The organism is Psychrobacter sp. van23A (assembly GCF_030845275.1).
GTDB lineage: Bacteria > Pseudomonadota > Gammaproteobacteria > Pseudomonadales > Moraxellaceae > Psychrobacter > Psychrobacter faecalis.
Map to the genome: position 1 here is coordinate 2,981,530 of NZ_CP132595.1, position 22,242 is coordinate 3,003,771.

Here is a 22,242-nt window from a genome sequence, read left to right on the forward strand (position 1 = left end):
TAAGGGCAATAATAAAACAAAGAAGTTAGAGCGATTTTTGATTGACGCGTTGGGAGACTTCTGCAACGCTTTCGACCCGTTCTGAATAGCGATCGGTCAGATACGCCGAGCGCCCACGGGTAAGCCAGGTAAATTTGACCAACTCTTCGCAAACATCGACCACTCGCAAATATAATGGTGACATTTTCATGCGGTCATTATCGTCAAATTCCAAAAACGCTTTGGGGATAGAAGATTGATTGGGGATGGTAATCATGCGCATCCAGCGCCCAAGAATACGTAATTGATTGACGGTATTAAAACTTTGGCTGCCGCCACTGACTTGCATGATAGCCAGCGTTTTACCTTGGGTCGGACGTACGCCGCCGAGCGCCAACGGAATCCAGTCAATTTGCGCCTTCATAATACTGGTGATACTACCATGGCGTTCTGGACTGACCCACAACATACCCTCTGACCACTGTGCCAGCTCGCGTAACTCTTGTACCTTTGGGTGGTCGCTATCGGCGTCATCTGGCAGTGGCAAACCTGATGGGTTAAACATGCGCACCTCGCAGCCGTACCAACGCAATAGACGACTTGCTTCCTCAGCGGCCAATCTAGAAAATGAACGCGCACGCAGGGAGCCATATAACACCAATATTCTTGGCGCATGGCGTGGGTCATCTTTACCGACCAAAGACTCAATATCAATGGCTTGTATTTGATCAAAATCAACATTGGGTAAATCGTTATTAAGTGAATCAGCAGCGGGTGAATCAGTAGCGCCAATATTACTAGTACTTTTACTAGCAATATTGTCTGTCACTAAGGCTTTAGTTTCTTTATTCTGTAACATGCTTCACCACTTCCCCATTCTCTTTTGTGAAACTATTGACCGGATTTTGCAGTAATTCAAACACTTTTTCAGACGGTCGGCACAGCGCCGCGCCTTTATCGGTAACAACAATAGGACGATTGATTAAAATAGGGTGCGCTATCATGGCATCAATCAGTTGCGCGTCCGTCAATGCTGGATTGTCTAAACCAAGCTCGGTATAAATACTCTCTTTACTGCGTAAAAGCTCGCGCGGGGTACTCTGCATCAATGCCAACAGCTCAACCAAGTACTCACGAGATGGCGGTGTTTTTAGGTATTCCACCACATCTGGCGTCTCACCTGAGGCCTGCATAATGGCAAGGGTATTACGAGAAGTGCCACATTTTGGATTATGAAAAATCATTGGCGTCATAAGGTTTTCCTCTTTACGTTAAAGGGATTAGATTTAGTATGTCTTGATATGACCAAACCGCCATGCAATTAAAACAACGTATAATTAATAGATAAATAAGCACTTGATTGAATAAACCCTAAACTACAGCATTTTTACCTAAACATAATAAATTTAAAACTATGGCAAAAAAACTACTCATTATAACGCGAGTTGGATTGGTCGTTATCGGTGCCGTTATCATGGTTGATTGTGCCGTGTTAATGACGGTTGGCAAAATTAACTTTGGTACTGTCGTGCCGTTTTTATTGGGCAGCGCATTTGTCGCCCATGGGATATTTTGGCATGCCATCCGCAAGTTTACTAGGCAAAACCCATTTCGCAATCGTCTTTGGTACACGCTATGGCTGCTATTTTTTATTTGGCTGATAAGCTTTGGGTTATTTATTTTCTCATTGCAGCAGCAAATTAAAAAGAGCTCGCAGCCTGTATCGGAGGTCGCGGCGATTATTGTATTAGGGTCAGGTACTATCGCCGGTAAGCCAACACCGACGCTTGCTCAGCGTTTAGATACGGCGGCACCGCTGATTAAAGCACAGCCCGAGGCATTAGCGTTGACCAGTGGTGGCATTGGTATGGGGCAGACACATAGCGAAGCCAGTATTATGGCGCGCTATTTACATGAGAAGCATGGCATTGCTCTTGAGCACATTTTGCAAGAAGGTAATAGCACTAGTACCGCCGAAAACTTAATTTATAGCCAAGTCATTTTGGCAGCAAAAGAAGTGCCTATCACGGCGCCTATTGCCATTGTGACCAGTGATTTTCATACCATTCGTGTGGCTGCCATTGCCAAGCATCAAGGCTATCAGCGACCTATTTTGCTCGCCAGCCCGACGCCGCTATCGATTCGCTACAATGCTTGGTTTCGTGAGTATTTTGCCTTCGTTAGTGGTTGGCTGTTTGGTGAGTATTAATGATAAAGGCCATCAATAAGGCAACTCGGCCAATAATTTAGTCCTGCAATATAACTAAGAACGACTATAGCCTTCATAAATATAATAACAACGGATTCCGCTATGCTCGTCGATATTTTATTAACCATTCACTTTATATTATTGGTGCTGATATCCTTGCGCGTCCTTGCGCGCCATGACTTAACGGCGCCGGCGCGTTTGGCTTGGTTGGTGATTTTATTTCTCTTGCCTTATTTTGGCGTCCTAGTTTATTGGATGTTCGGTGAGGTACATTTAGGACGTAACTTCACACGCGAACGTCAGAAAATTATCGATAAATTACATCGCCATCGCCCAGAGGTACTTGGTAGCAATGTGGCGTTATTACATGCCGTTAAACCTGAGTACCGCGCAGCCTTTGCTTATTCAGCAAAAGCCACTGGCTTTCAGACGACAGTTGGCAATCGCGCTAAGCTAATGGCAGATGCCAATGAGACGCGCAAACGTATGATTGACGACTTTGATGCGGCAACCAACCATATCCACGTGCTGTATTATATTTGGCTGGTCGATGGCATGGGTACGGCTACCGCAGAAGCGCTGATTCGGGCAGCAAAGCGCGGCGTCACCTGCCGAGCGATGGTCGATGGCATGGGCTCGCGCAAAATGGTCAGCTCAAAGTTATGGCAAGAAATGAAGGACGCGGGTGTGCAGCTCAGTGTGGCGCTACCATTAACCAATATCATAAAGGTTATGCTCTTTAGCCGTATTGACTTGCGCAATCACCGCAAAATTACCGTGATTGATGGCAAAATCGGCTATTTTGGTAGCCGTAACTGCGCCGACCCTGAGTTTCGCGTAAAGCCCAAATACGCCCCTTGGGTCGATATTATGCTGCGTATCGAAGGGCCCATCGTTGCGCAAAATCAGATGCTATTTGCCAGTGATTGGCTAACTGAAAACCCTGATACGCCGCTCGACAGCTTTCCGTATAGCACCGATTTACAGCCAAACCTGCCGCTCAATGATTTTGCTGCGCAAGTTTTCTCTGATGGACCGACCCAGCGTCATGGTAACACCCCGCAGTTTTTGGGTGCTTTAATTAGCCAAGCCCAGCATACCCTGATAATTTCTACCCCTTATTTCGTGCCTGATTATTCGCTGGTCAGTATCCTATGTGCGACCGCCTATCGCGGGGTTGAAGTAACGATGATTTTTCCGAAAAAAAATGACTCCTTTATCGTTGCTGCGACCAGTCATAGCTACTATTGGGAATTGCTTGAGGCTGGCGTAAAAATCTACGAGTATAGGCCGGGGCTGCTACACGCCAAAACCCTGACCGTCGATGGTGAAATCAGCTTGATTGGCTCAACCAATTTGGATTTACGCAGTTTTCATTTGAATTATGAAAACAATATCGTCTTTAGTGATAACAAACTGACCGCCGATATTATGGAGCGCCAATATCAGTATATCGCTGATTCTGATGAAGTAACGCTTGAAGAGGTTAACAACTGGCCGTTGCCGTATCGGATTTGGAATAATGTCGTCGCCACCATGGGACCGATTTTATAAGTGGACCTTTAGCCTATTGCCGCCTATTAATGAGCGGGCATTTTTTGCAAAATATAGATAACAAACTTAGCTTCTGTCGCAAAAGGTTGTGCTGCCACCTCTGCTAGTAGCGTCTGCCTTTTTTCGCTGCGCGCCCGATAGGCATAAGGGGTCATGGTCATTAAATCTGCCAATGCCTCTGCCGCTAAACTGAGCTTACTACTGACATGATGAGTCTCTAACAACTGAAAATAAGGCGCTAATTCGTCCAAAAACTTATCAGAATCATGCTCGCGGACGTCATCAAATAACGCCTCACGCATCGTCGCCAAATGCCCAACATCGGGCTTGGCAATGATCATATAACCCTCATCGCTTAACACTTCATTAAATGCTTCTGGCAAAATCGGACTAAAAATACTGCTAATACCATCGATACTATGCGCGCGTAGCGGCAAATGCGCCGCGCTAGTCACCAGCGGATAAATAGCTGCTGCATAAGTCCCATCTTCCTTAGCCTCCTTAGCCTCTTGGTACCAAAGACGACCTAAAGCCTTACTGGTTCTCGCCAGCTCTACAACAGCAGGTTTACTGATATCGGCAGCGATAAGCACATCCATACCCGTTTGCGCCATTGCCTGCGTGTAATAGCCCTCTCCGCAGCCAATATCTAGCCAATTAATGGGTTTATTTTTTTGCTTAAGACTGGCTTTTTTTGCCATCAATAACGTTGTCATCTTTTGGCAAATTAGGTCATTTAGTGGCTGATAGTGTCCGGCATTTAAAAACCGTTTGCGCGCCTCAATAGATTGCTGACTGTCGCCCGGTGCTTTGGATTTTTTTTGTTGCACCGGTAATAGATTGACATAACCCTGACGCGCCACATCAAATGGATGAGCGGTTTGCTTAGGATTCAAGCTGCCATCACAGCGCCACGTATCAGCAGCTGGATGCAGAGGTGATTGACAAAGGGGACAAATAAATAAGCTCACAAGTATCTCAACGTTAGCGCAATATGGCTGCCATTTTAACAAAGTTCCGGCTAAGTAAGGGATAAATGCCGCAACAAAAAGAAGTTCGCATAAGACCTAAAAAAGCCATCTTAACTTTTAAGATGGCTTTTGATTTGAAAATTTTTTGATTTAAACCTGTTTGACAACTTAACGCAGTTTTAAGGTCATTAAGCCAAGAATCACAAGGATAATGGCAATAATCCAAAATCGTGCCACCACTTGGGTTTCTTTCCAACCAATCTCTTCAAAGTGATGATGCAGTGGCGCCATGCGAAAGACGCGTTTTTTACGCAGCTTATACGAGCCAACTTGTAGCATCACCGACAAGGCTTCGGCGACAAATAAACCGCCCATAATGGCAAAGGCAATCTCTTGACGGGTCATAACCGCAATCGTACCGAGCATCGCGCCCAATGCCAGCGCCCCAACATCACCCATAAATACTTGCGCTGGATGAGCGTTAAACCATAAAAAACCTAACCCTGCGCCAATCATCGCGCCGCAAACAATAATCACTTCTGAGTTATAAGCAATATAAGGCACATGTAAATAATCAGCAAAGCGTACGTCGCCTGAGACATAAGCCATGGCGCCTAAACCTGCCGCCACCAAGACCACGGGCAAAATCGCCAAACCATCTAAGCCATCGGTTAAGTTAACGGCGTTTGAGGCACCATTAATCACAAAATAGGTAAAGATAATAAAGCCAATCCCAAACGGGACGGCCGAAAAAGGAATCATCCAATCTTTGAAAATCGGTAACAGCAAGTCCTGCATCTCACGCGTGGTCGCTATATCTGGCTGCAAGGTAGCAATGTAATATAAAGAAACCCCGACGAATAACGCGCCCATCGACAGCCAAAAGTATTTTTTACGCGCGATCAGACCTTTGGGATCTTTATATTTGATTTTAAGCCAATCATCCGCCCAGCCAACCGCGCCAAAGATAATCATCACGATGAGCAAAATCCACACATACGGATTGTTTAATCGCGCCCACAGTAACGTCGATACGCCAATTGCGCTCAAAATCAGCACCCCACCCATGGTTGGCGTACCGGTTTTGACCAAATGCGACTGCGGACCATCGTTACGAATCGCCTGACCGTATTTCAATGCACGCAGGCGATTGATGACGCGACTGCCAAACACCATACTGAACGCCAGCGCAGTAATAACCGCCAACAACGCCCGTAGCGTCAACGAAGAAACCGCAGAAAACGGCGTATAATACTGACCAAGCCAGCCAAACAACCAAACTAACACCGCCTACTCCTCGACTAGCGCATTGATAAGGGTTTCCATCTGCATGGAACGTGAGCCTTTAAACAGCACCGTACAAGGCTGCGCCTGCTGTGCCTGTAAATAAGACTGCAAATAGGACAGTAAGCTGTCTTTATCAGCAAAGGCATGGGCATTGATAGCAGAAATCTCTTGCGCGCCCGCCACCGTATATGGCGCATATTGACCAACGCACAGCAGCACATTGATTCCAGTGGTCGCAATGGTACGACCTAAGCTTTGGTGCTCACTGATCGCCGCCTCTCCTAGCTCGCCGATATCGCCAAGTACCATCACCTGCGTACCCGTTTGCGCCGCCAGCACTTTAGCAGCTGCGCGCACCGAATGCGGATTGGCGTTATACGTATCATCAATCAAGCGATGCATACCAAGGAGCTGACTATTCAAACGCCCTTTTGCAGGACGGGCGTTTTCAAGCCCGACGACGATATCGCTAATATCGATATTTAGCGCATGGGCACAAGCAGCAGCCGCCAACGCATTATTGACATTATGCTCGCCTGCTAAAGGCAAATTAATATCATGGACTTGGCTACCAATATGCAGCTTAAACTCACTGCGCTCAGGCTCAACATCTAAATGACTGGCACTGACATCGGTATTGCCAAAGCCTATAACGTTTGGGGTATGCTTTTCAGCGATACGGCGTAATTGATTGGTAAAATCATCTTTATCAGGAACTATGGCAAATTGGTTATCATGTAAGGTATGGTAAATTTCAGCTTTGGTTTGGCAAATGCCTTCGCGGCTGCCAAATTCTCCCAAATGTGCGGTACCAATATTTAAGATACACGCAACATCAGGCTGCACAATCTCAGTGGTATAAGCAATTTCACCGATATGGTTGGCGCCCAGCTCCAAAATAGCATAGCGATGATGATCGGATAATTCGAGTAGCATCATTGGCACGCCCAAATCATTATTTAGGTTGCCACGGGTAATCAGCGTTGGCGCCAAGCGTCCAAAGATACTACCGAGCATCTCTTTACAGGTGGTTTTGCCGCTCGAGCCCGTAATGGCAATGACGGTCAAATCTTTGTGCTGCTGCCGTCGATAGGCCGCCAATTGACCGAGCGCCAAACGCGTATCATTGACAACCAATTGCGCAATATCAGCAGCAATCGGACGTGAAACGATAGCCGCAACCGCACCTTTTTCTATAGCAATATCCAGATAATCATGTCCGTCAAAATTATCACCCGTCAAGGCTAAAAAGATATCACCGGTTTTTATAGTACGCGTATCGGTAGCGATACGTGTACTGCTAATGGGTTTGTTTGCGTTATTGTTTGGCTCTATAGGTACTGCCCCAAATTGCCAATGGCCACCCACTACTTTGGTTGCCGCAAGCAGATTGTCTGCTTGCCAAACATACAGCCCTTGCGACTGAATGCTGTTATCGTTGTCGGCTGTCATAATGATTACCTTATATATGATGACTACTTATCTTTGATATTTTTCAGCGTACGTTTTTTAAAACGTACAAAAAATGAATGGCAGGCGCTATTACTTCGCTATAAATACTATAAGCGTCCGGCTTGCTTAAGGGCATGTCGCAAAATAACGCTGTCGTCAAAATCATAACGCACGTGGTTAATCTCTTGATAGGTTTCATGACCTTTGCCCGCGATAACAACGATATCAGCAGGCGCTGCTTGCTTGACCGCATATTCGATGGCGGTTTTGCGCGCAGGCTCGATATGGGTACGCTGATACTGCTCGTTGGTCATGCCCGCTTGCATATCTTGCAAGATTAAATTTGGGTCTTCGGTACGCGGATTGTCCGCCGTCAATACCACTTTATCGGCGCCCGCCAATCCAGCCTGCGCCATTAATGGACGTTTGCCGCCATCACGATCACCGCCGCAACCAAATACTGCCCACAGCTGACCTTTACAATGGGTTTTTAGACTGGCAAGTACTTGGCTTAATGCATCGGGCGTATGGGCATAATCGACGATAAAACAGCCATCATTGGAGGGCACACGCTGCATGCGCCCTACCGCCCCTTGCAGTTGCGGGATAACATCAGCAATACGCTCAAGGTTAATTCCTAAAGCCATAACAGTGGCGATAGCAGCCAGTAAATTGGCAACGTTAAAATGCCCGAGTAATGGGCTAATGATATTAATGCTCTTGGTTTCTTTATTTTTAAAATCCGTACACAGCGCAATCTCAACTCCTTGCAAGCTTGGCTTGATATCAGCGGCAACAAAGGTTGCAGATTTTGCTGGGTCTAAACTATAGCTCCAAACGGTCAAACCACTGGCATGCGCCGTATCAAGCATAATCTGGGCATGCTCGTCATCGATATTGATAATGGCGTGGGTTAACTCGGGGAAACGCGCTTTATCAAACAGCTTGGCTTTTGCCGCCGCATACTCTGCCATATCAGCATGATAATCGAGGTGGTCACGGCTCAAATTGGTATAAATCGCCACCGACACTGGCATACCTTGTAAACGCTGCTGATCGAGACCGTGCGAGCTTGCTTCTAAGGCCAATAATTGCGCCTTCTCCAAACCCATTTGATATAAAAACTGCTGCACCGCTAAGGCATCGCCGGTGGTATGGCTGGCTTGCACCAACGCGCCGAGTCTACCATTACCTGCTGTTCCCATCACCGCGCTACTCATACCCGTCAGCTGCGTCAACTGCGCCACCAATTGGCTGATGGTGGTTTTGCCATTGGTACCAGTCACCGCAACGACCGTCGGTAAGGTCACAGGCTGCTGATGCTGTAAGCGCGCTTGAATCAAGTCACCTAAAAAATCACGAATATGGGGTACGTATACTACTGGACAAGGCAGTGCTGCTAATTGCTGCTGCGCTTTAGAGCGATCACTATCGTTTGTGAAGGAAATATTGGCGTGTGGCGGCACATTAGCGGTAGACAGCAAAGCGATTGGATCAATTTCCGACAGGATAAACGCCGCCTGCTCAGCGGCTTGATATAAGTAGTCGCGACTTTTTTGGCAATTTGGTGTCTGACTTTTTAATAATATAAAGACATCGTTTGCTGCTAACTGACGGCTGTCTAAGCAGAATTGCTCAAAGGGAATATGAGCAATCGAAGTTTTTGCTTTCGGTAGTTGACTGCTAGATGCGCTTACCAGCGTTGTTAATGCTTGCGTTAAGCTATGGCTTTGCCTATCTCTATCGTTGCTACTGGTTTCAATCAGCTGTTGTAAGGTGACTGCGGCGTTGCTTTTTGGCGAGGTAGACAGAGACATTGGCAAATCCTAAACGGTTAAAACGCATCAAATAGTTAACAGCTGAAACATGGAGCTTAGTCATGGAAATTAGTCATAAAACTTAACCATGGAACTTACTTTTTAGCTACGGCTCTTCGGTTTTTAATGGCTTATCTAACGGCACATTATATAAACGCAGCGCCTCTTTCATGACGTTATGAAAGACAGGCGCTACCGTTAAGCCAGCATAAATCTGACCGCGTGGGTCTTCGATAAGCATCACCCCGACCAGCTTAGGATTGGACGCGGGCGCCATACCGGCAAAAACGTTACGGTACTGGTCGCTATAGTAGCCGCCTTTTGGGTTGATACGGCGTGAGGTACCTGTTTTACCCGCCACACGATAGCCATCAATAGCCGCGGCTTTGGCGGTACCGCCCGGCTCGGTGACACTTTCTAGCATCTGTACGATAGACATAGCTTGTTCGTGCGCCATGATACGTTTGCTGGGCTGTTTTTTGTCGTCTTTAATTAAGGTTAATGGATGCATCACCCCGCCAGCGGCAAGCGCCGAATACGCTTGTGCGACCTGCGCTAAGGTCACTTGTAGACCATAACCATAACTGACCGTTGCTCGTCTTGACGTTTCTTTTTCTTTTGGCGTGACCACAAGTCCACTGCCCTCACCGGGGAATTGCAGCGGAGTTTTTGCCCCGAAGCCAAACTGTCTTTGCATATTGGTAATGGCATCAGGCGGCAAGGATAACGCAATCTTGGTTGAGGCGACGTTACTAGATTTTTGTAGCAATGTCGCAAGCGTAATGCGTCCCAAGTTATTGTGGTCACGAATGGTATAACCACGCACACGAATAGAGCCTGGATTGGTATCAATCAATGAGGTCGTCGTGTATTTACCGGAATCCAATGCGGCTGCCACGGTAAATGGCTTCATGACCGAACCCGGCTCAAAGACGTCGAGCAACGCACGGTTACGCTGGTTTTCACCCGTCATCTCGTTCAGATTATTAGAGTTAAAGGATGGCCACGTCGATAGCGCTAGCACTTCGCCCGTTTGCACATCAACAATCATACCGGTCGACCAGCGCGCTTTTTGCAGGCGACCGGCTTTTTCAAGCTCTTTATAAAGCAAGTACTGTAAGCGCGAATCAATCGTTAAGGCGACATCTTTACCCGGTACTTCTGGCTCGACTTGCTTGATTTCTTTTAAGCTGTTTTGCTTGGCGTCTTTTAATACCAGCACCTTACCGTCTTCACCCGCCAGCGCCGTTTCATACTGACGCTCAATACCAGCACGGCCTTCATAACCGCCTTCAGGATCATTGGCGTTCTGCCCCATAAAACCTAATAGCTGCGAGTTTGGTTGCGGCTGCGGATAATAGCGCTGAAAGAAGTTTTTCTCATAGACACCCGGGAAATCGAGCGAGCTGACGCTTTGGGCAATCTCAGGCGTGACTTTATTAAGGAGTGGCAGATAATGTGAACCTGCGCCCGATGGCAACGCCGCCTTCACCGCTTCTTCATCGGTGACGTCAATACTGTCATCGATAGCTGTGACTTTTTTCAGCTCAGTAACTGAGATATTGGCCGCTGCTGCAAGCGTGGTTAAATCCATATTATCTAAACGCTTTTGCATACGCGCGACAAGCTGCGGACTTTCAGGATTGGTCAATATAATACGTTTCAGCTCATAATATTCGCGCGCATAATCGTGCGGGCTAAACGACACGGTCGCAAGCGGCGCACTGACGGCTAAAGGCAAATCATTACGATCGGTAATCATGCCGCGATAGGATTTTTGCGTACGCACGCTGGTAATCAGCTCATTGCCTTTATCTTGATAAAACTGCGCATTGGCGACTTGTAAATAATAAGCACGGCCAATTAATAAGCCTAAAATGACTAACGATATTGCCCAAATCGTGCGAAAGCGGTTTTTGTCTAGCTCAACACCGCCGCGCGACGATGCCCCAGAGGCTTTACCCAAAAAGGCTCTTTTGCTTTTTTGGGTTTTTACACTGGTATAAGCGCCCTGCTCTTCGTTCTTTTTTAGGCGGCTAAATAGCTTAGCTTTGCGGTTATCGGCCGCTTTATTGTCAGCTTTGCCGCTTGTTTGTCCAGATTTGGCAACACTGGCACGGCGTAGCGGCTTAGTGACTTTGCCGCTGGCGGATTTTTTGCTGTTATTTTTGGCCGCTTTATCGTTTTTGGCAGTGGGCTTTTTATCAGTCATCGTCCTGCCTCCGCAGCGTTAGCATCTGCCTCAAAAAAATCTGTTTCATTGGCAGCGGCAGCATCTGTGCCATCGTCCTCGAGCACTGGCGCGACGGCAACTGCCGCACCCGGCTGAATAATCAGCTTATCTTTAAGGGTTGGCGAAAACATACCCAATTCAGCAACGGCGCGACTGGCAATTTGCGGGGTCGCACTAAAGGTTTGCTGTTCAATCAATAGACGTTGGTGCTCAACTTGTAGCTTACGCTCTTGTTTTTTCATGTCTTGCAAGGTTTTATAATCCTGATGATATTGCTGCACGCCCTCTGCCGTCTTGATGCCGCTCCAGATAATAGCCGCCGCCAGTAACACTAATATGACCACGTATATACTGACTACGTTAAATCGGCGCACGAATAATTCGCCAACATCAGTATTAGGAGGCATTGCGGCGCGGCGGTTTACAGGTTTGTCAGATATTGCCATGACGATCTCAAAAAAGTGAACTTCAAAATAAAAAAAGCGCTAAGATTTGCGAGTGAACACACCCTCATGAGCCATCAGCACCATCAATAAAAATAACTACCAATAAAATCAATAAACACATAACCAAGCAAAAAGTAACTGCTGAGCCTAGCAGAGAATGTTTACAGCTTTTTAACAGCCGCGTAATCATTAAAACATTCAGTCATATTTTACCCACATAACTGAATAGCAAGTTTTAAGACTTAGCTTAAGAATTATCATCTGCTTTATAATCCGTATCGCTACGAGTCGCCATGCGCAGCCACGCACTACGCGCGCGCGGATTATTGCTTATCTCAGCCTGACTGGGGCCAACACGTTTTGGTTTACTAAAATAACGCGGACGCTTGGGCGGCATCGGCAAGTTTTCATCTTCTGGATACTGACCTTTGCTATGGCGCTGCAAAAATTGCTTGATACGGCGATCTTCCAACGAGTGAAAACTAATCACCGCCAGCTGTCCGCCCGACTTTAAAATCGGAATGCTTTGTGCTAAAAAGTCGTCGACATCACCAAGCTCATTATTGATAAAAATGCGCATGGCCTGAAAGCTTTGAGTCGCTGGGTGCTTACCGCGCTGCCAATTTGGATGCGCTGCTTTGATCACTTCTGCCAGCGCAAGCGTCGACTCATAACTGTCCATCTGCTTAATCGCACGAGCAATACGGCGGCTATGACGCTCTTCGCCAAACTCATAAAGCACATTGGCCAAGGTTTCATCATCGACCATCTCGAGCCACTCGGCAACCGACTGTCCGCGACTGGTGTCCATGCGCATATCGACCGCACCATCGCGCATAAAACTAAAACCACGGCTACCGTCATCAATCTGCGGCGAGGAAATACCCAAATCCGCCATTAAGCCGTCCACTTTTGTGATACCCATTGCCGCTAGGCTATCGGTCAAGGTTGCAAAGCTATCATGCACCACTTTGACGCGGCTATCAGACTTTGCTAATTCTTGCGCAACGCTAATGGCTGTTGGGTCTTTATCAAACACAATCAAGGTTGCATCATCGGCAAGCTGGCTTAATAGCAGGCGGCTATGCCCGCCGCGCCCAAAAGTTGCATCCACATAAATGCCACTTTTTTGTAAGCTATTCTGACGGCTGTCATCTGTTTGTTTGGGCAGCGATTTGACACCCAATACCGCCGCCACCGTTTCTTGTAGTAGCACGGCGTCATGAACAAAATTTAATTCATCAGCACCTGCTTGCTCTATGACGGGCTCTTGAGCAGAATCGTTTTCAACAATAGACGAATTGACTTCTGACTCAGAACTATCAATGACTGAAGAAGGGGTTTCTTTAGAATTTAACGTGTTTTTTGACTTTGGATTCGATATGGACACAAACGACTCAGTAGATGATGACCTTTTTGGCCAGTAATAGTAAAAAATAAGATGAAAATAAACAAGTTATGACTCACCTAGCATTATTATCGCAAGGATATACGGCGAGTCAAGCGCTAGAGAGGCTTTTCGTTAAAAATATCTCAGCTCTCTGTTATACTAGGGCTATATTTTACGCTATTTTTCTACTGTGACGGCGACTGTTTCACCCGTATTTTGACTCAAACTCCTTATTCGCCTTGAGCTTTAACTTTTCTCACCATTTTATTCATTCACTAGCATATTCTGAGATTTTTATGACCCAAACATCATCCCAAGCCAACCTTGATAGCAAGCGTCCTATTCGTACGCGTATTGCGCCCTCACCGACTGGTTTTCCGCATGTCGGCACCGCTTATATCGCCCTATTTAATTTAGCCTTTGCCAAAGCCCACGGCGGCGAGTTTATTTTACGTATTGAAGATACCGATCAAACGCGCTCAACCGAGCAATCTGAACAAATGATTTTGGATGCGCTGCGTTGGGTCGGTCTTGACTGGGCAGAAGGTCCAGATATCGGCGGTCCGCACGCACCGTATCGTCAAAGCGAGCGTAGTGATATTTATAAAAAACATGCCGAGCAGCTGATAGCAAGCGATCATGCGTTTCGCTGTTTTTGTACCCCTGAAGAGCTTGATACCATGCGCGCTGAGCAAATGGCCAATGGCGAAACGCCGCGCTATGACGGTCGCTGCGCACATTTAGCACCAGAGAAAACCGCGCAATTAGTCGCTGAATGCAAACCGCACGTTATTCGTATGCGCGTGCCAACCGAAGGCGTCTGCCAAATACATGACATGCTACGCGGTACGGTTGAGATTCCATGGACGCAAGTCGATATGCAAGTGCTGCTAAAAACTGACGGTATGCCAACCTATCATTTGGCCAACGTCGTCGACGACCATTTGATGGAAATCAGTCATGTTATGCGCGGTGAAGAATGGCTCAACTCTGCACCGAAGCATCAGCTGCTTTATGAGTATTTTGGTTGGGAGATGCCCGTTCTTTGTCATATGCCATTATTGCGTAACCCTGATAAATCAAAGCTGTCAAAACGTAAAAACCCAACCTCTATTACCTACTATCGTGATGCCGGCGTGTTACCAGAAGCGCTGCTCAACTACCTTGGCCGTATGGGCTACTCAATGCCTGACGAAGCGGAAAAGTTCACCTTGGATGAGATGATTGCCAGCTTTGATATTCAGCGTGTGTCGCTTGGCGGTCCTATTTTCGATATCGAAAAACTCAACTGGCTAAATGCGGAATGGCTACGTGCGCTTAGCCCTGAAGAGCTTAAAAACAAAATCCTCGACTGGGCAAGTGACAGCGATAAACTAACCGCGATTGCCGCCGCAATTCAACCACGTATTGAACTGCTGTCTGATGCGGTTAACTGGGGCGGCTTTTATTTTCAAAACCTGCCTGCTATCACCGCTGAAAGCTTTACCCATAAGTCGCTGACGCCTGAACAAATTACCGAGATGCTACAACTGGCGCTTTGGCAGCTAGAAACCTTGCCGACGTGGACGGAAGAAAATATTTATGCCACGCTAAAAGGCCTTGCTGCTCATCTTGATATTAAAATGCGTGACTTTATGGCGCCGTTCTTTATCGCTATCGCTGGTAGCACCTCATCGACGCCAGTCATGAACTCTATGGCGATTATCGGCGCTGATATGACCCTGACCCGTTTACGCCATGCGGTTGATGTACTGGGTGGCCTTGGCAAAAAGAAACTGAAAAAACTTGAGAAACAAGCGGCAGAGTTGCCAGACTTCTTGGCGGCTGAATAGTTTGGCTGCTAAATAACCTTGTACTGGTTAATTAAGAGTAGAATGGATAATTAATAAAAAAGGGTCAGGCTAATACTGACCCTTTTTTTATATTAATCTCCGTACTTAAATGCCCATAATTAGCCATTTAAATACTTTTACTAACTTTTTTTGCAAATTTATGCATTATTTTTAAAATAGCGGTTGACAAGACTACTGGTCTTACCTAAAATACGCACACTCTTAGCGAGGGGCTATAGCTCAGTTGGTAGAGCACTTGCATGGCATGCAAGGGGTCAACGGTTCGACTCCGTTTAGCTCCACCATACTATTTATCGCAACGTTCAGTTTACTGAAACCTGAATAAATACTCGCTAGTAGGACGATATCAGCACCTAGGCAAGGCTTGCTCTATTAATAGATAAGCACTCTGATATTGTGAAGTACCGTTGTAATGCTATTGTAAAATAGTGGTTATGACACTCTATGCGTCCCCATCGTCTAGAGGCCTAGGACACCGCCCTTTCACGGCGGTAACGGGGGTTCGAATCCCCCTGGGGACGCCACTATTCGGCGTCACTTATTAGCACTTTTGCTTAGTACCTTTAAGTATTAGATTAGACTAATAAGCGCACAATAAAAAAGCCCAGTCATCATATGGTGACTGGGCTTTTTTTGTCTGTATTTTTTGTCGCCTATTTTAAAAAATCATTACGAGACAAATATTAATTGCTTAATTCTTTCTTACTTACACTTACATTTCGTTGATTTTGTCACTTATTTTAACATTCTAATACACATTCCTCATGCTTTTCTACTTAACAGTATTATTAATAAGTCTTTCTATTCCTTATGCTTATATTATGTTCACAACCTTTAATTGATGGCAAAAAACAATAAACGATAAATATCAATCAATGGTTGTGAATTTAAGTACGTGTACAACTGCTCTAAGCATAGAGTGAAAACTATAAATACCCATACAAAATTAGGAAATTTTAAAAAAGGAATGGTTATGTTAACTACTTATACTCCTCAAAGACGCCCCTCCTGGCGCGGTGTACTTGCCGGTATGGTCATGGGATTGATTATCGTGATGGCAATGGTTGCCTTGGCTTTAGTGCTAAGCTCATTTTTACCGTTTGATTTAAAAGGTACCAGTATCGCGGGCGGTATATATGCGGTTATTACCGCTTTGATCAGTGCTTTTGTAGCAGGTCACTTTGCAATTAAATTCTCAGCGCCAGAAGCATTATTTGGTGATGGTACCGATGTAGATCCAAGAGATGCTACCTTAACGGGTATGCTAACCGCCGCTTTGATTGTACTGTTTACTACTTTTTTTACATTAAGTAGCGCAACTGGGATTTTAACCACAGCTGGTAATGCGGTAGGTTCTACCGTTGGTACGGTCGCTAAAACGGCTGCCACAACAGCGACCGTCGGTGCAGCCGCTGCTGGTCAAGCCGCACAAAACGACGGCGTACAGCAAAAAGCGCAGGAGATTTATCAGCGCGTTTCAGGAGATATCAGTGAAGAAGATATCCAAGCAATGGTAGCAAAAAATACGCAAAACTTAAGCGAACAGCAAGTCGCAGCAACCAGTCGTGTGGTTAAAGATTTGGTCAATGGTACTAAGACACAAGTAGCCAATATGGACTTTACCGATATCGACACGTGGCGCAATATTGATGACTATGCAAAACAGCGTATGGCAGCAATCGAGCAGACCTTAAAAGGTCCTGAGCTCATCACCCGTTTGCAACAAGAAGGTCTAACAGAAGCGCAAGCTATCGAAGTTCGTACCGAGGTTCAGCAGTCATTTAACGAATATAAAATAAAAACTGAGCAAAATATCGCTGAAGCAAAAGCAGCCGCTGAACAAAAATTACAACAAGCGGAAGAGGTTGCTCGTAAAGCAGCTTTATATAGTGGTCTATTTTGGTTAATCAGCACTATCTTAACTTTTATCGCTGCTATTATGGGCGCAAGAAGTGCAGCAGCCAACCATCGTTTAGACAAGCCTATCGTTACTCTTGGTGATAACGTTCGCTAAAAGGCCAAATGAACTAAAATAAGTAAGGAACAATATACTTATTAAACTTTGTCAAAAAGCCCAGTCACACTATATCGTGATTGGGCTTTTTTTCGCCTAGCGTTTTTTATTGGCAACACGTTTTATTGATACCATTTTTTATTAATAGCACTTTAAGTCTGAAAGAATAGAACTTGAAAAACTAGACATTTCGCCGCGCACAAGCCTATACTAAGAGCCTCTCCTATTATCTAAAAGGCACGTTGGCGATGTTCGGTATTGAGAATTACCTAGGGTTTGTCATGGCAGCCATCTTGTTAAACCTGATCCCTGGCAGCGATAGCATGTATATCGTTACCCGCAGTATTTCACAGGGGCAAACGGCGGGTTTTTATTCCGTGCTCGGTATTATCTCAGGGATTTTAGTGCATACGTTATTGGCGGCGCTGGGCTTATCCGTCTTATTGGCCAACTCCCCTACTGCATTTATGGTCGTTAAATATATTGGTGCCAGCTACCTATGCTATTTAGGCCTAAAGATGCTGCTAACGAAACCAGATGCTTTAATGGCCGATAATTTATCCAGCCATGATCATCCTACTCGTACTAGTTTTTTAGATTATGGACAAATCTATAAACAGGGCGTGCTTACCAATACCTTTAATCCAAAAGTCGCATTATTCTTTTTGGCGTTCTTCCCGCAATTTATCAATCCTAATTATGCCAATAGCATGGTGTCGTTCATCATTTTAGGATTGACCTTTGCCGTCACTGGTTTTATATGGTGTTTATGTTTGGCATTACTGGCGTCAAAATTCAGTGAAAAGCTGCGAGAGAATCCAACTATCGAATCTATTTTAAATAAAATTAGTGGTGTGGTGTTTATTGGCTTGGGGATTAAACTGTTGACTGAGAAGGGTTAAAGGTAATACCAAACCCAAGATATATAGTATAATCCACTTATGACTATACCAATACATAACCTAGAAGACCATGACTTTGGCAAACACTCAAAGACTGAGCGCAATCCCAGAGCCCGACTACGCCTGCTCATCTTATACCAATATAGTATAGGCAAAGCCACTAACGATATTGCCAAAGACCTCTGCATACATCCTGAAACTGCCAGACGGACATTGAAGCGATATTATGAACGAGGACTTGAGAGTCTCTACGATCGTCATCGTCGAGGTCGTCACAGCAAATTGGCAGAAGCAGACACAGCCGCTTTTAAAGCCATGATAGTCTCTGAACAAGAAAAGCGAGCTGGCGGTCGTCTAACAGGCAAAGACATTCAGCAATTGGCTAAAGAACACTACAACGCTCACTACACCGTTAACGGTATCTACGAGCTACTCAAGCGTATTGATATGAGTTGGATAAGTGCTCGTAGTCAGCATCCAAAAGCCGACCCACAAGCTCAAGACGCTTTTAAAAAACTTTATAGCACAGGTTAAGGCGTCACTGCCTACTGATGTAAGCCTAGATCAAGTGGACATCTGGTTTCAAGATGAAACTCGAATAGGACAACAAGGCTCATTGACCAGAGTTTGGCACTATCGCGGTGGGCGACCTCGACTGATCAAACAGCAACAGTTTCATTCCGCTTATCTGTTTGGTGCCTTTTGGTAAGCGACAAAGAAGGCTATCGGCTTAGTACTGCCTTCAGTGAATAAACATACTATGTTATTGCATATGCAAGAGATTAGTAAAGCCGTTCCAAAAGGACGTCATGCGGTGGTGGTGATGGATGGCGCATTATGGCATCAACCAAGCTTGAATCAGGCTAATGTCACTATGCTTAAACTACCGCCTTATTCACCTGAGCTGAATCCCTCTGAGAGAGTATGGCAGTACCTTAAGCAAAATGAGCTATCTAATCGTTGTTATGACAGTTATGAGGCTATTGTCGATGCCACTTGCTTGGCTTGGAATAATTTGCTTAAACAGCCACAAAGAATTCGGTCGTTAACTGCTCGTGCTTGGGCACAACTTTAATTGTTGGGTTTGGTATAAAAATAACGAATTAAAAAGCATTGCGCATAAAAAAGCCCAGTTATCACGACTGGGCTTTTCTTATTCTCACTTTAATTAAATATTACGCTGCGTTTTTACTCTCAGCTGCCAATTGACGTAGTACATAGTGCAATACGCCGCCATGACGCACGTATTCGCGCTCTTTTGGCGTCTGTAGCATGACGTTTACCTCAAAGGTTTCAGTTGAACCATCAGCACGGGTCGCCGTCACTGTTGCGGTTTTACTTTCGCCATTATCAAGGCCTGTGATACTTAGTACTTCAGAACCGTCTAGGTGATAAGTATCGGCGTTTTCATCATCTTTAAAGGTTAATGGCAACACGCCCATACCGACTAGGTTTGAGCGGTGAATACGCTCAAACGAGCTGGTCAATACCGCTTTTACGCCGAGCAAAATCGTACCCTTCGCGGCCCAGTCACGGCTAGAACCAGAGCCATACTCTGCACCGCCAAGTACCACAAGTGGGCGCTGATCTTCTTTATACTTCATCGCCGCGTCATAGATGGCCATTTCTTCGCCGTCTTGAAGCGTGGCGTTGTCGCCTTTAAAGTAGTAAGTATAGCCGCCTTCTTTACCGCCCATCATCTGGTTTTTGATACGGATATTGGCAAAAGTACCGCGGGTCATGACCGCATCGTTACCACGGCGTGAGCCATAACTATTAAAGTCGGCTGGCATCACACCGCGCTCTTGCAAGTACTTACCCGCAGGAGAATTAGCATCGATATTACCAGCTGGCGAGATATGGTCAGTGGTGATTGAATCGCCAAATAGACCCAAGATACGCGCGCCTTCGATATCAGGAATGCCTTCTGGCTCCATGGTCATGCCATCAAAGAACGGTGGGTTTTTGATATAAGTAGACTTCTCGCTCCATGGATACAGCTGACTATCGGCTGAGCTAATGGCGTTCCATGCAGCACTACCGTCAAACACTTCGCCGTAGTTTTTACGGAACATATCGGCGTCGATATTATTGGCAATTAGTTCATTAATTTCATCGGACGTTGGCCAAATATCCTTTAGGTAGACATCGTTACCGTCTTGGTCTTGTCCTAGCGGATGGGTGGTCAAGTCAATATCGACCGTCCCTGCCAGCGCATAAGCAACCACCAGCGGTGGCGACGCCAAGTAACTGGCCTTGACGTGCGAGTGAATACGCCCTTCAAAGTTACGGTTACCCGATAACACCGCAGCGGCAACCAAATCGTTTTCTTTGATACCTTGTTCAATCGACTCTAAGAGTGGGCCTGAGTTACCGATACATGTCGTACAACCATAACCAACCAAATAGAAGCCTGTTTTCTCTAGCTCATCCATCAGTTTGGTTTTTTCAAGATAATCGGTAACAACTTTTGAGCCTGGTGCCAATGAGGTTTTTACCCAAGGCTTGGCTTTTAAACCTTTGGCAGCGGCTTTTTTCGCCACCAAACCAGCGCCAATCATCACCGCAGGGTTTGAGGTGTTGGTACAAGAGGTAATCGCGGCGATAACCACCGAACCATCACGCAGTTTGTGGCTCTTATCATCGATATTAACGTCAGAGAAGACATTAGGCTTGGCATACAGTCTATCGGCTTGCTCTTGCTGCGCACCTTCTTGGTCAAAGCGCACTTTACCATCAATTTCTGACTTACGGTCTTTGGTCATTTTCTCTAGCGTTTCGCCAAACTTCTCATGCATATCAGACAAATTGATACGCTGCTGCGGCAAGTTCGGACCGGCAAGGGCTGGTTTCACCGATGATAAGTCCAGCTCAAGCTTACTTGAATATGTCGCAGCCGGCGTATCGGCATCATGCCATAAGCCTTGCGCTTTGGCATATTTTTCAACCAGCTCAATCTGACTTTCTTCACGACCTGACAGACGCAGATAATCAATAGCCATTTGGTCAATCGGGAAAATACCACAGGTTGCGCCGTATTCTGGTGACATGTTGGCAATGGTTGCACGGTCAGCGAGTGGCATACTGTGTAAGCCTTCGCCGTAAAATTCGACGAATTTACCTACCACACCGTGAGCGCGTAACATCTCAACGACGCGTAGTACCAAATCCGTTGCGGTCACGCCTTCGGTCAATTTGCCTTTGAGCTCAAAACCGACCACTTGTGGAATGAGCATTGAGGATGGCTGACCAAGCATCGCCGCTTCCGCTTCGATACCACCAACACCCCAACCAAGTACGCCAATACCATTAATCATGGTGGTGTGACTGTCTGTACCAAATACCGTATCTGGATACGCGGTCAGCTCTCCGTCTACTTCAGCAGCCATTACTACACGCGCTAAATATTCTAAGTTAACCTGATGCACAATACCGGTTGCTGGTGGCACAACGACAAAGTTTTTAAAGGCGTTTTTGCCCCAATGTAAAAACTCATAACGCTCGTTATTACGCTTAAATTCAATTTTCTCGTTTAAGTCTAGTGCATCTTCGCGGCCATAAGCGTCGACCTGTACAGAGTGGTCAACGACCAATTCACTTGGGATAAAGGGGTTAATCTGCTCAGCACGACCGCCAAGCTCAACCACCGCATCACGCATCGCTGCCAAATCCACCACTGATGGTACACCGGTAAAATCTTGCAGGACGACACGCGCTGGCATAAAGGCGATTTCTTTTGACGCTTCTGCCCCAGCGTCCCAATTGGCAACGGCTTCGATGTGGTTTTTGCCGACAGATTGCCCGTCGTCTTCATTACGCAGTAGGTTTTCTAAGACGATTTTCATGCAAAATGGCAGTTTGCTGATGTTCTCGTAAGTGTCAGTCAGCTTTGGCAAGCTATAATAAACGTGCTCCTTGCCAGCGACGTCAATCGTATCTTTTACATTAAAAATATCACTCATGGTAGCTTCCTTATCGTTGTTATAGATCCTAAGCATAAATCCTTATGCCATTAATACGACTGTGAATGCATGGCAATTTATGCTGATAACTGGTGGCTTATTTCTTCTTAATTTAAATGAATGTGCTTAAATCGAATGGCGACAACTATTTTTTAATAAACGCTCGTTTTTAA

Annotated in this window: 18 protein-coding genes and 2 tRNA genes; 10 read left to right on the forward strand and 10 right to left on the reverse strand. The window is 45.9% G+C overall.

What is annotated here, in order from left to right; all coding sequences use genetic code 11:
- Positions 1 to 25: 25 nt before the first annotated feature.
- Together arsH and arsC are read right to left on the reverse strand one after the other, a co-directional pair.
- Positions 26 to 772 carry an arsenical resistance protein ArsH gene (gene arsH / locus RAH45_RS12680; RefSeq protein WP_068404318.1) on the reverse strand — a complete coding sequence of 249 codons (747 nt, stop codon included), beginning with the start codon at positions 770 to 772 and terminating at the stop codon, positions 26 to 28.
- A 52-nt stretch (positions 773 to 824) separates the two neighbouring features.
- Positions 825 to 1,232, reverse strand: a complete 408-nt coding sequence (gene arsC / locus RAH45_RS12685; RefSeq protein WP_068404294.1) for an arsenate reductase (glutaredoxin) — start codon at positions 1,230 to 1,232, stop codon at positions 825 to 827.
- Between the two features lie 161 nt (positions 1,233 to 1,393).
- Here arsC and RAH45_RS12690 point away from each other — a divergent pair, with 161 nt between their 5' ends.
- Positions 1,394 to 2,188, forward strand: a complete 795-nt coding sequence (locus tag RAH45_RS12690) for a YdcF family protein (RefSeq protein WP_068404296.1) — start codon at positions 1,394 to 1,396, stop codon at positions 2,186 to 2,188.
- A gap of 102 nt (positions 2,189 to 2,290) precedes the next feature.
- Positions 2,291 to 3,742, forward strand: coding sequence for a cardiolipin synthase (gene cls, locus RAH45_RS12695; RefSeq protein ID WP_068404298.1), 1,452 nt, complete (start codon positions 2,291 to 2,293; stop codon positions 3,740 to 3,742).
- Between the two features lie 26 nt (positions 3,743 to 3,768).
- Here cls and RAH45_RS12700 read toward each other — a convergent pair whose 3' ends face one another.
- The 7 genes from RAH45_RS12700 to rsmH all read right to left on the reverse strand — a co-directional run bounded on the left by RAH45_RS12700 (position 3,769) and on the right by rsmH (position 13,209).
- On the reverse strand, positions 3,769 to 4,713 hold the full coding sequence (locus RAH45_RS12700) for a putative RNA methyltransferase (RefSeq protein WP_068404320.1): 945 nt from the start codon (positions 4,711 to 4,713) through the stop codon (positions 3,769 to 3,771).
- A 168-nt stretch (positions 4,714 to 4,881) separates the two neighbouring features.
- The gene (gene mraY, locus RAH45_RS12705) at positions 4,882 to 6,000 is read right to left on the reverse strand and encodes a phospho-N-acetylmuramoyl-pentapeptide-transferase (protein ID WP_068404301.1); all 1,119 of its coding nucleotides are present in this window, start codon (positions 5,998 to 6,000) and stop codon (positions 4,882 to 4,884) included.
- A 3-nt stretch (positions 6,001 to 6,003) separates the two neighbouring features.
- Positions 6,004 to 7,452, reverse strand: coding sequence for a UDP-N-acetylmuramoyl-tripeptide--D-alanyl-D-alanine ligase (gene murF / locus RAH45_RS12710; RefSeq protein WP_068404303.1), 1,449 nt, complete (start codon positions 7,450 to 7,452; stop codon positions 6,004 to 6,006).
- A 107-nt stretch (positions 7,453 to 7,559) separates the two neighbouring features.
- Complete coding sequence (locus RAH45_RS12715) at positions 7,560 to 9,269, reverse strand: UDP-N-acetylmuramoyl-L-alanyl-D-glutamate--2,6-diaminopimelate ligase (RefSeq protein ID WP_068404305.1); 1,710 nt, start codon at positions 9,267 to 9,269, stop codon at positions 7,560 to 7,562.
- Positions 9,270 to 9,375: 106 nt separating this feature from the next.
- Complete coding sequence (locus RAH45_RS12720; protein ID WP_198328238.1) at positions 9,376 to 11,481, reverse strand: peptidoglycan D,D-transpeptidase FtsI family protein; 2,106 nt, start codon at positions 11,479 to 11,481, stop codon at positions 9,376 to 9,378.
- Positions 11,478 to 11,948 (reverse strand): cell division protein FtsL, encoded by a 471-nt coding sequence (locus RAH45_RS12725; RefSeq protein ID WP_068404308.1) that lies wholly within the window; start codon positions 11,946 to 11,948, stop codon positions 11,478 to 11,480. The genes RAH45_RS12720 and RAH45_RS12725 overlap by 4 nt, the downstream gene beginning before the upstream one ends.
- Before the next feature lie 247 nt (positions 11,949 to 12,195).
- Positions 12,196 to 13,209 carry a 16S rRNA (cytosine(1402)-N(4))-methyltransferase RsmH gene (rsmH, locus tag RAH45_RS12730; RefSeq protein ID WP_227514924.1) on the reverse strand — a complete coding sequence of 338 codons (1,014 nt, stop codon included), beginning with the start codon at positions 13,207 to 13,209 and terminating at the stop codon, positions 12,196 to 12,198.
- A gap of 425 nt (positions 13,210 to 13,634) precedes the next feature.
- Here rsmH and gltX point away from each other — a divergent pair, with 425 nt between their 5' ends.
- From gltX to RAH45_RS12770, 8 genes are all read left to right on the forward strand, one after another.
- Complete coding sequence (gene gltX / locus RAH45_RS12735) at positions 13,635 to 15,170, forward strand: glutamate--tRNA ligase (protein ID WP_068404310.1); 1,536 nt, start codon at positions 13,635 to 13,637, stop codon at positions 15,168 to 15,170.
- Between the two features lie 229 nt (positions 15,171 to 15,399).
- Positions 15,400 to 15,475 (forward strand) — tRNA-Ala (locus RAH45_RS12740).
- A gap of 164 nt (positions 15,476 to 15,639) precedes the next feature.
- A tRNA-Glu gene (locus RAH45_RS12745) sits at positions 15,640 to 15,715 on the forward strand.
- Positions 15,716 to 16,164: 449 nt separating this feature from the next.
- Positions 16,165 to 17,205 (forward strand): hypothetical protein, encoded by a 1,041-nt coding sequence (locus RAH45_RS12750; protein ID WP_306495336.1) that lies wholly within the window; start codon positions 16,165 to 16,167, stop codon positions 17,203 to 17,205.
- A 248-nt stretch (positions 17,206 to 17,453) separates the two neighbouring features.
- Entirely contained in the window at positions 17,454 to 18,107 is a 654-nt protein-coding gene (locus RAH45_RS12755; protein WP_198328236.1) for a LysE family translocator, read from the forward strand.
- A 39-nt stretch (positions 18,108 to 18,146) separates the two neighbouring features.
- A complete protein-coding gene (locus RAH45_RS12760; RefSeq protein ID WP_306495337.1) occupies positions 18,147 to 18,641 on the forward strand; it encodes a winged helix-turn-helix domain-containing protein in 495 nt (164 codons plus the stop codon).
- Between the two features lie 34 nt (positions 18,642 to 18,675).
- Positions 18,676 to 18,816 (forward strand): hypothetical protein, encoded by a 141-nt coding sequence (locus tag RAH45_RS12765; protein ID WP_201542604.1) that lies wholly within the window; start codon positions 18,676 to 18,678, stop codon positions 18,814 to 18,816.
- Positions 18,817 to 18,831: 15 nt separating this feature from the next.
- Positions 18,832 to 19,182, forward strand: coding sequence for a transposase (locus RAH45_RS12770; RefSeq protein WP_306495956.1), 351 nt, complete (start codon positions 18,832 to 18,834; stop codon positions 19,180 to 19,182).
- A 100-nt stretch (positions 19,183 to 19,282) separates the two neighbouring features.
- Here RAH45_RS12770 and acnA read toward each other — a convergent pair whose 3' ends face one another.
- The gene (gene acnA / locus RAH45_RS12775; protein WP_068408004.1) at positions 19,283 to 22,069 is read right to left on the reverse strand and encodes an aconitate hydratase AcnA; all 2,787 of its coding nucleotides are present in this window, start codon (positions 22,067 to 22,069) and stop codon (positions 19,283 to 19,285) included.
- Positions 22,070 to 22,242 lie beyond the last annotated feature (173 nt).

Excerpts from the sequence above, each read along its gene's own strand:
- arsC (WP_068404294.1), bottom strand. The coding sequence starts at position 1,232 with ATGACGCCAATGATTTTTCATAATCCAAAATGTGGCACTTCTCGTAAT.
- RAH45_RS12690 (WP_068404296.1), top strand. The coding sequence starts at position 1,394 with ATGGCAAAAAAACTACTCATTATAACGCGAGTTGGATTGGTCGTTATC.
- cls (WP_068404298.1), top strand. The coding sequence starts at position 2,291 with ATGCTCGTCGATATTTTATTAACCATTCACTTTATATTATTGGTGCTG.
- murF (WP_068404303.1), bottom strand. The coding sequence starts at position 7,452 with ATGACAGCCGACAACGATAACAGCATTCAGTCGCAAGGGCTGTATGTT.
- RAH45_RS12715 (WP_068404305.1), bottom strand. The coding sequence starts at position 9,269 with ATGTCTCTGTCTACCTCGCCAAAAAGCAACGCCGCAGTCACCTTACAA.
- RAH45_RS12720 (WP_198328238.1), bottom strand. The coding sequence starts at position 11,481 with ATGACTGATAAAAAGCCCACTGCCAAAAACGATAAAGCGGCCAAAAAT.
- RAH45_RS12725 (WP_068404308.1), bottom strand. The coding sequence starts at position 11,948 with ATGGCAATATCTGACAAACCTGTAAACCGCCGCGCCGCAATGCCTCCT.
- gltX (WP_068404310.1), top strand. The coding sequence starts at position 13,635 with ATGACCCAAACATCATCCCAAGCCAACCTTGATAGCAAGCGTCCTATT.
- RAH45_RS12750 (WP_306495336.1), top strand. The coding sequence starts at position 16,165 with ATGTTAACTACTTATACTCCTCAAAGACGCCCCTCCTGGCGCGGTGTA.
- RAH45_RS12755 (WP_198328236.1), top strand. The coding sequence starts at position 17,454 with ATGTTCGGTATTGAGAATTACCTAGGGTTTGTCATGGCAGCCATCTTG.
- RAH45_RS12760 (WP_306495337.1), top strand. The coding sequence starts at position 18,147 with ATGACTATACCAATACATAACCTAGAAGACCATGACTTTGGCAAACAC.
- acnA (WP_068408004.1), bottom strand. The coding sequence starts at position 22,069 with ATGAGTGATATTTTTAATGTAAAAGATACGATTGACGTCGCTGGCAAG.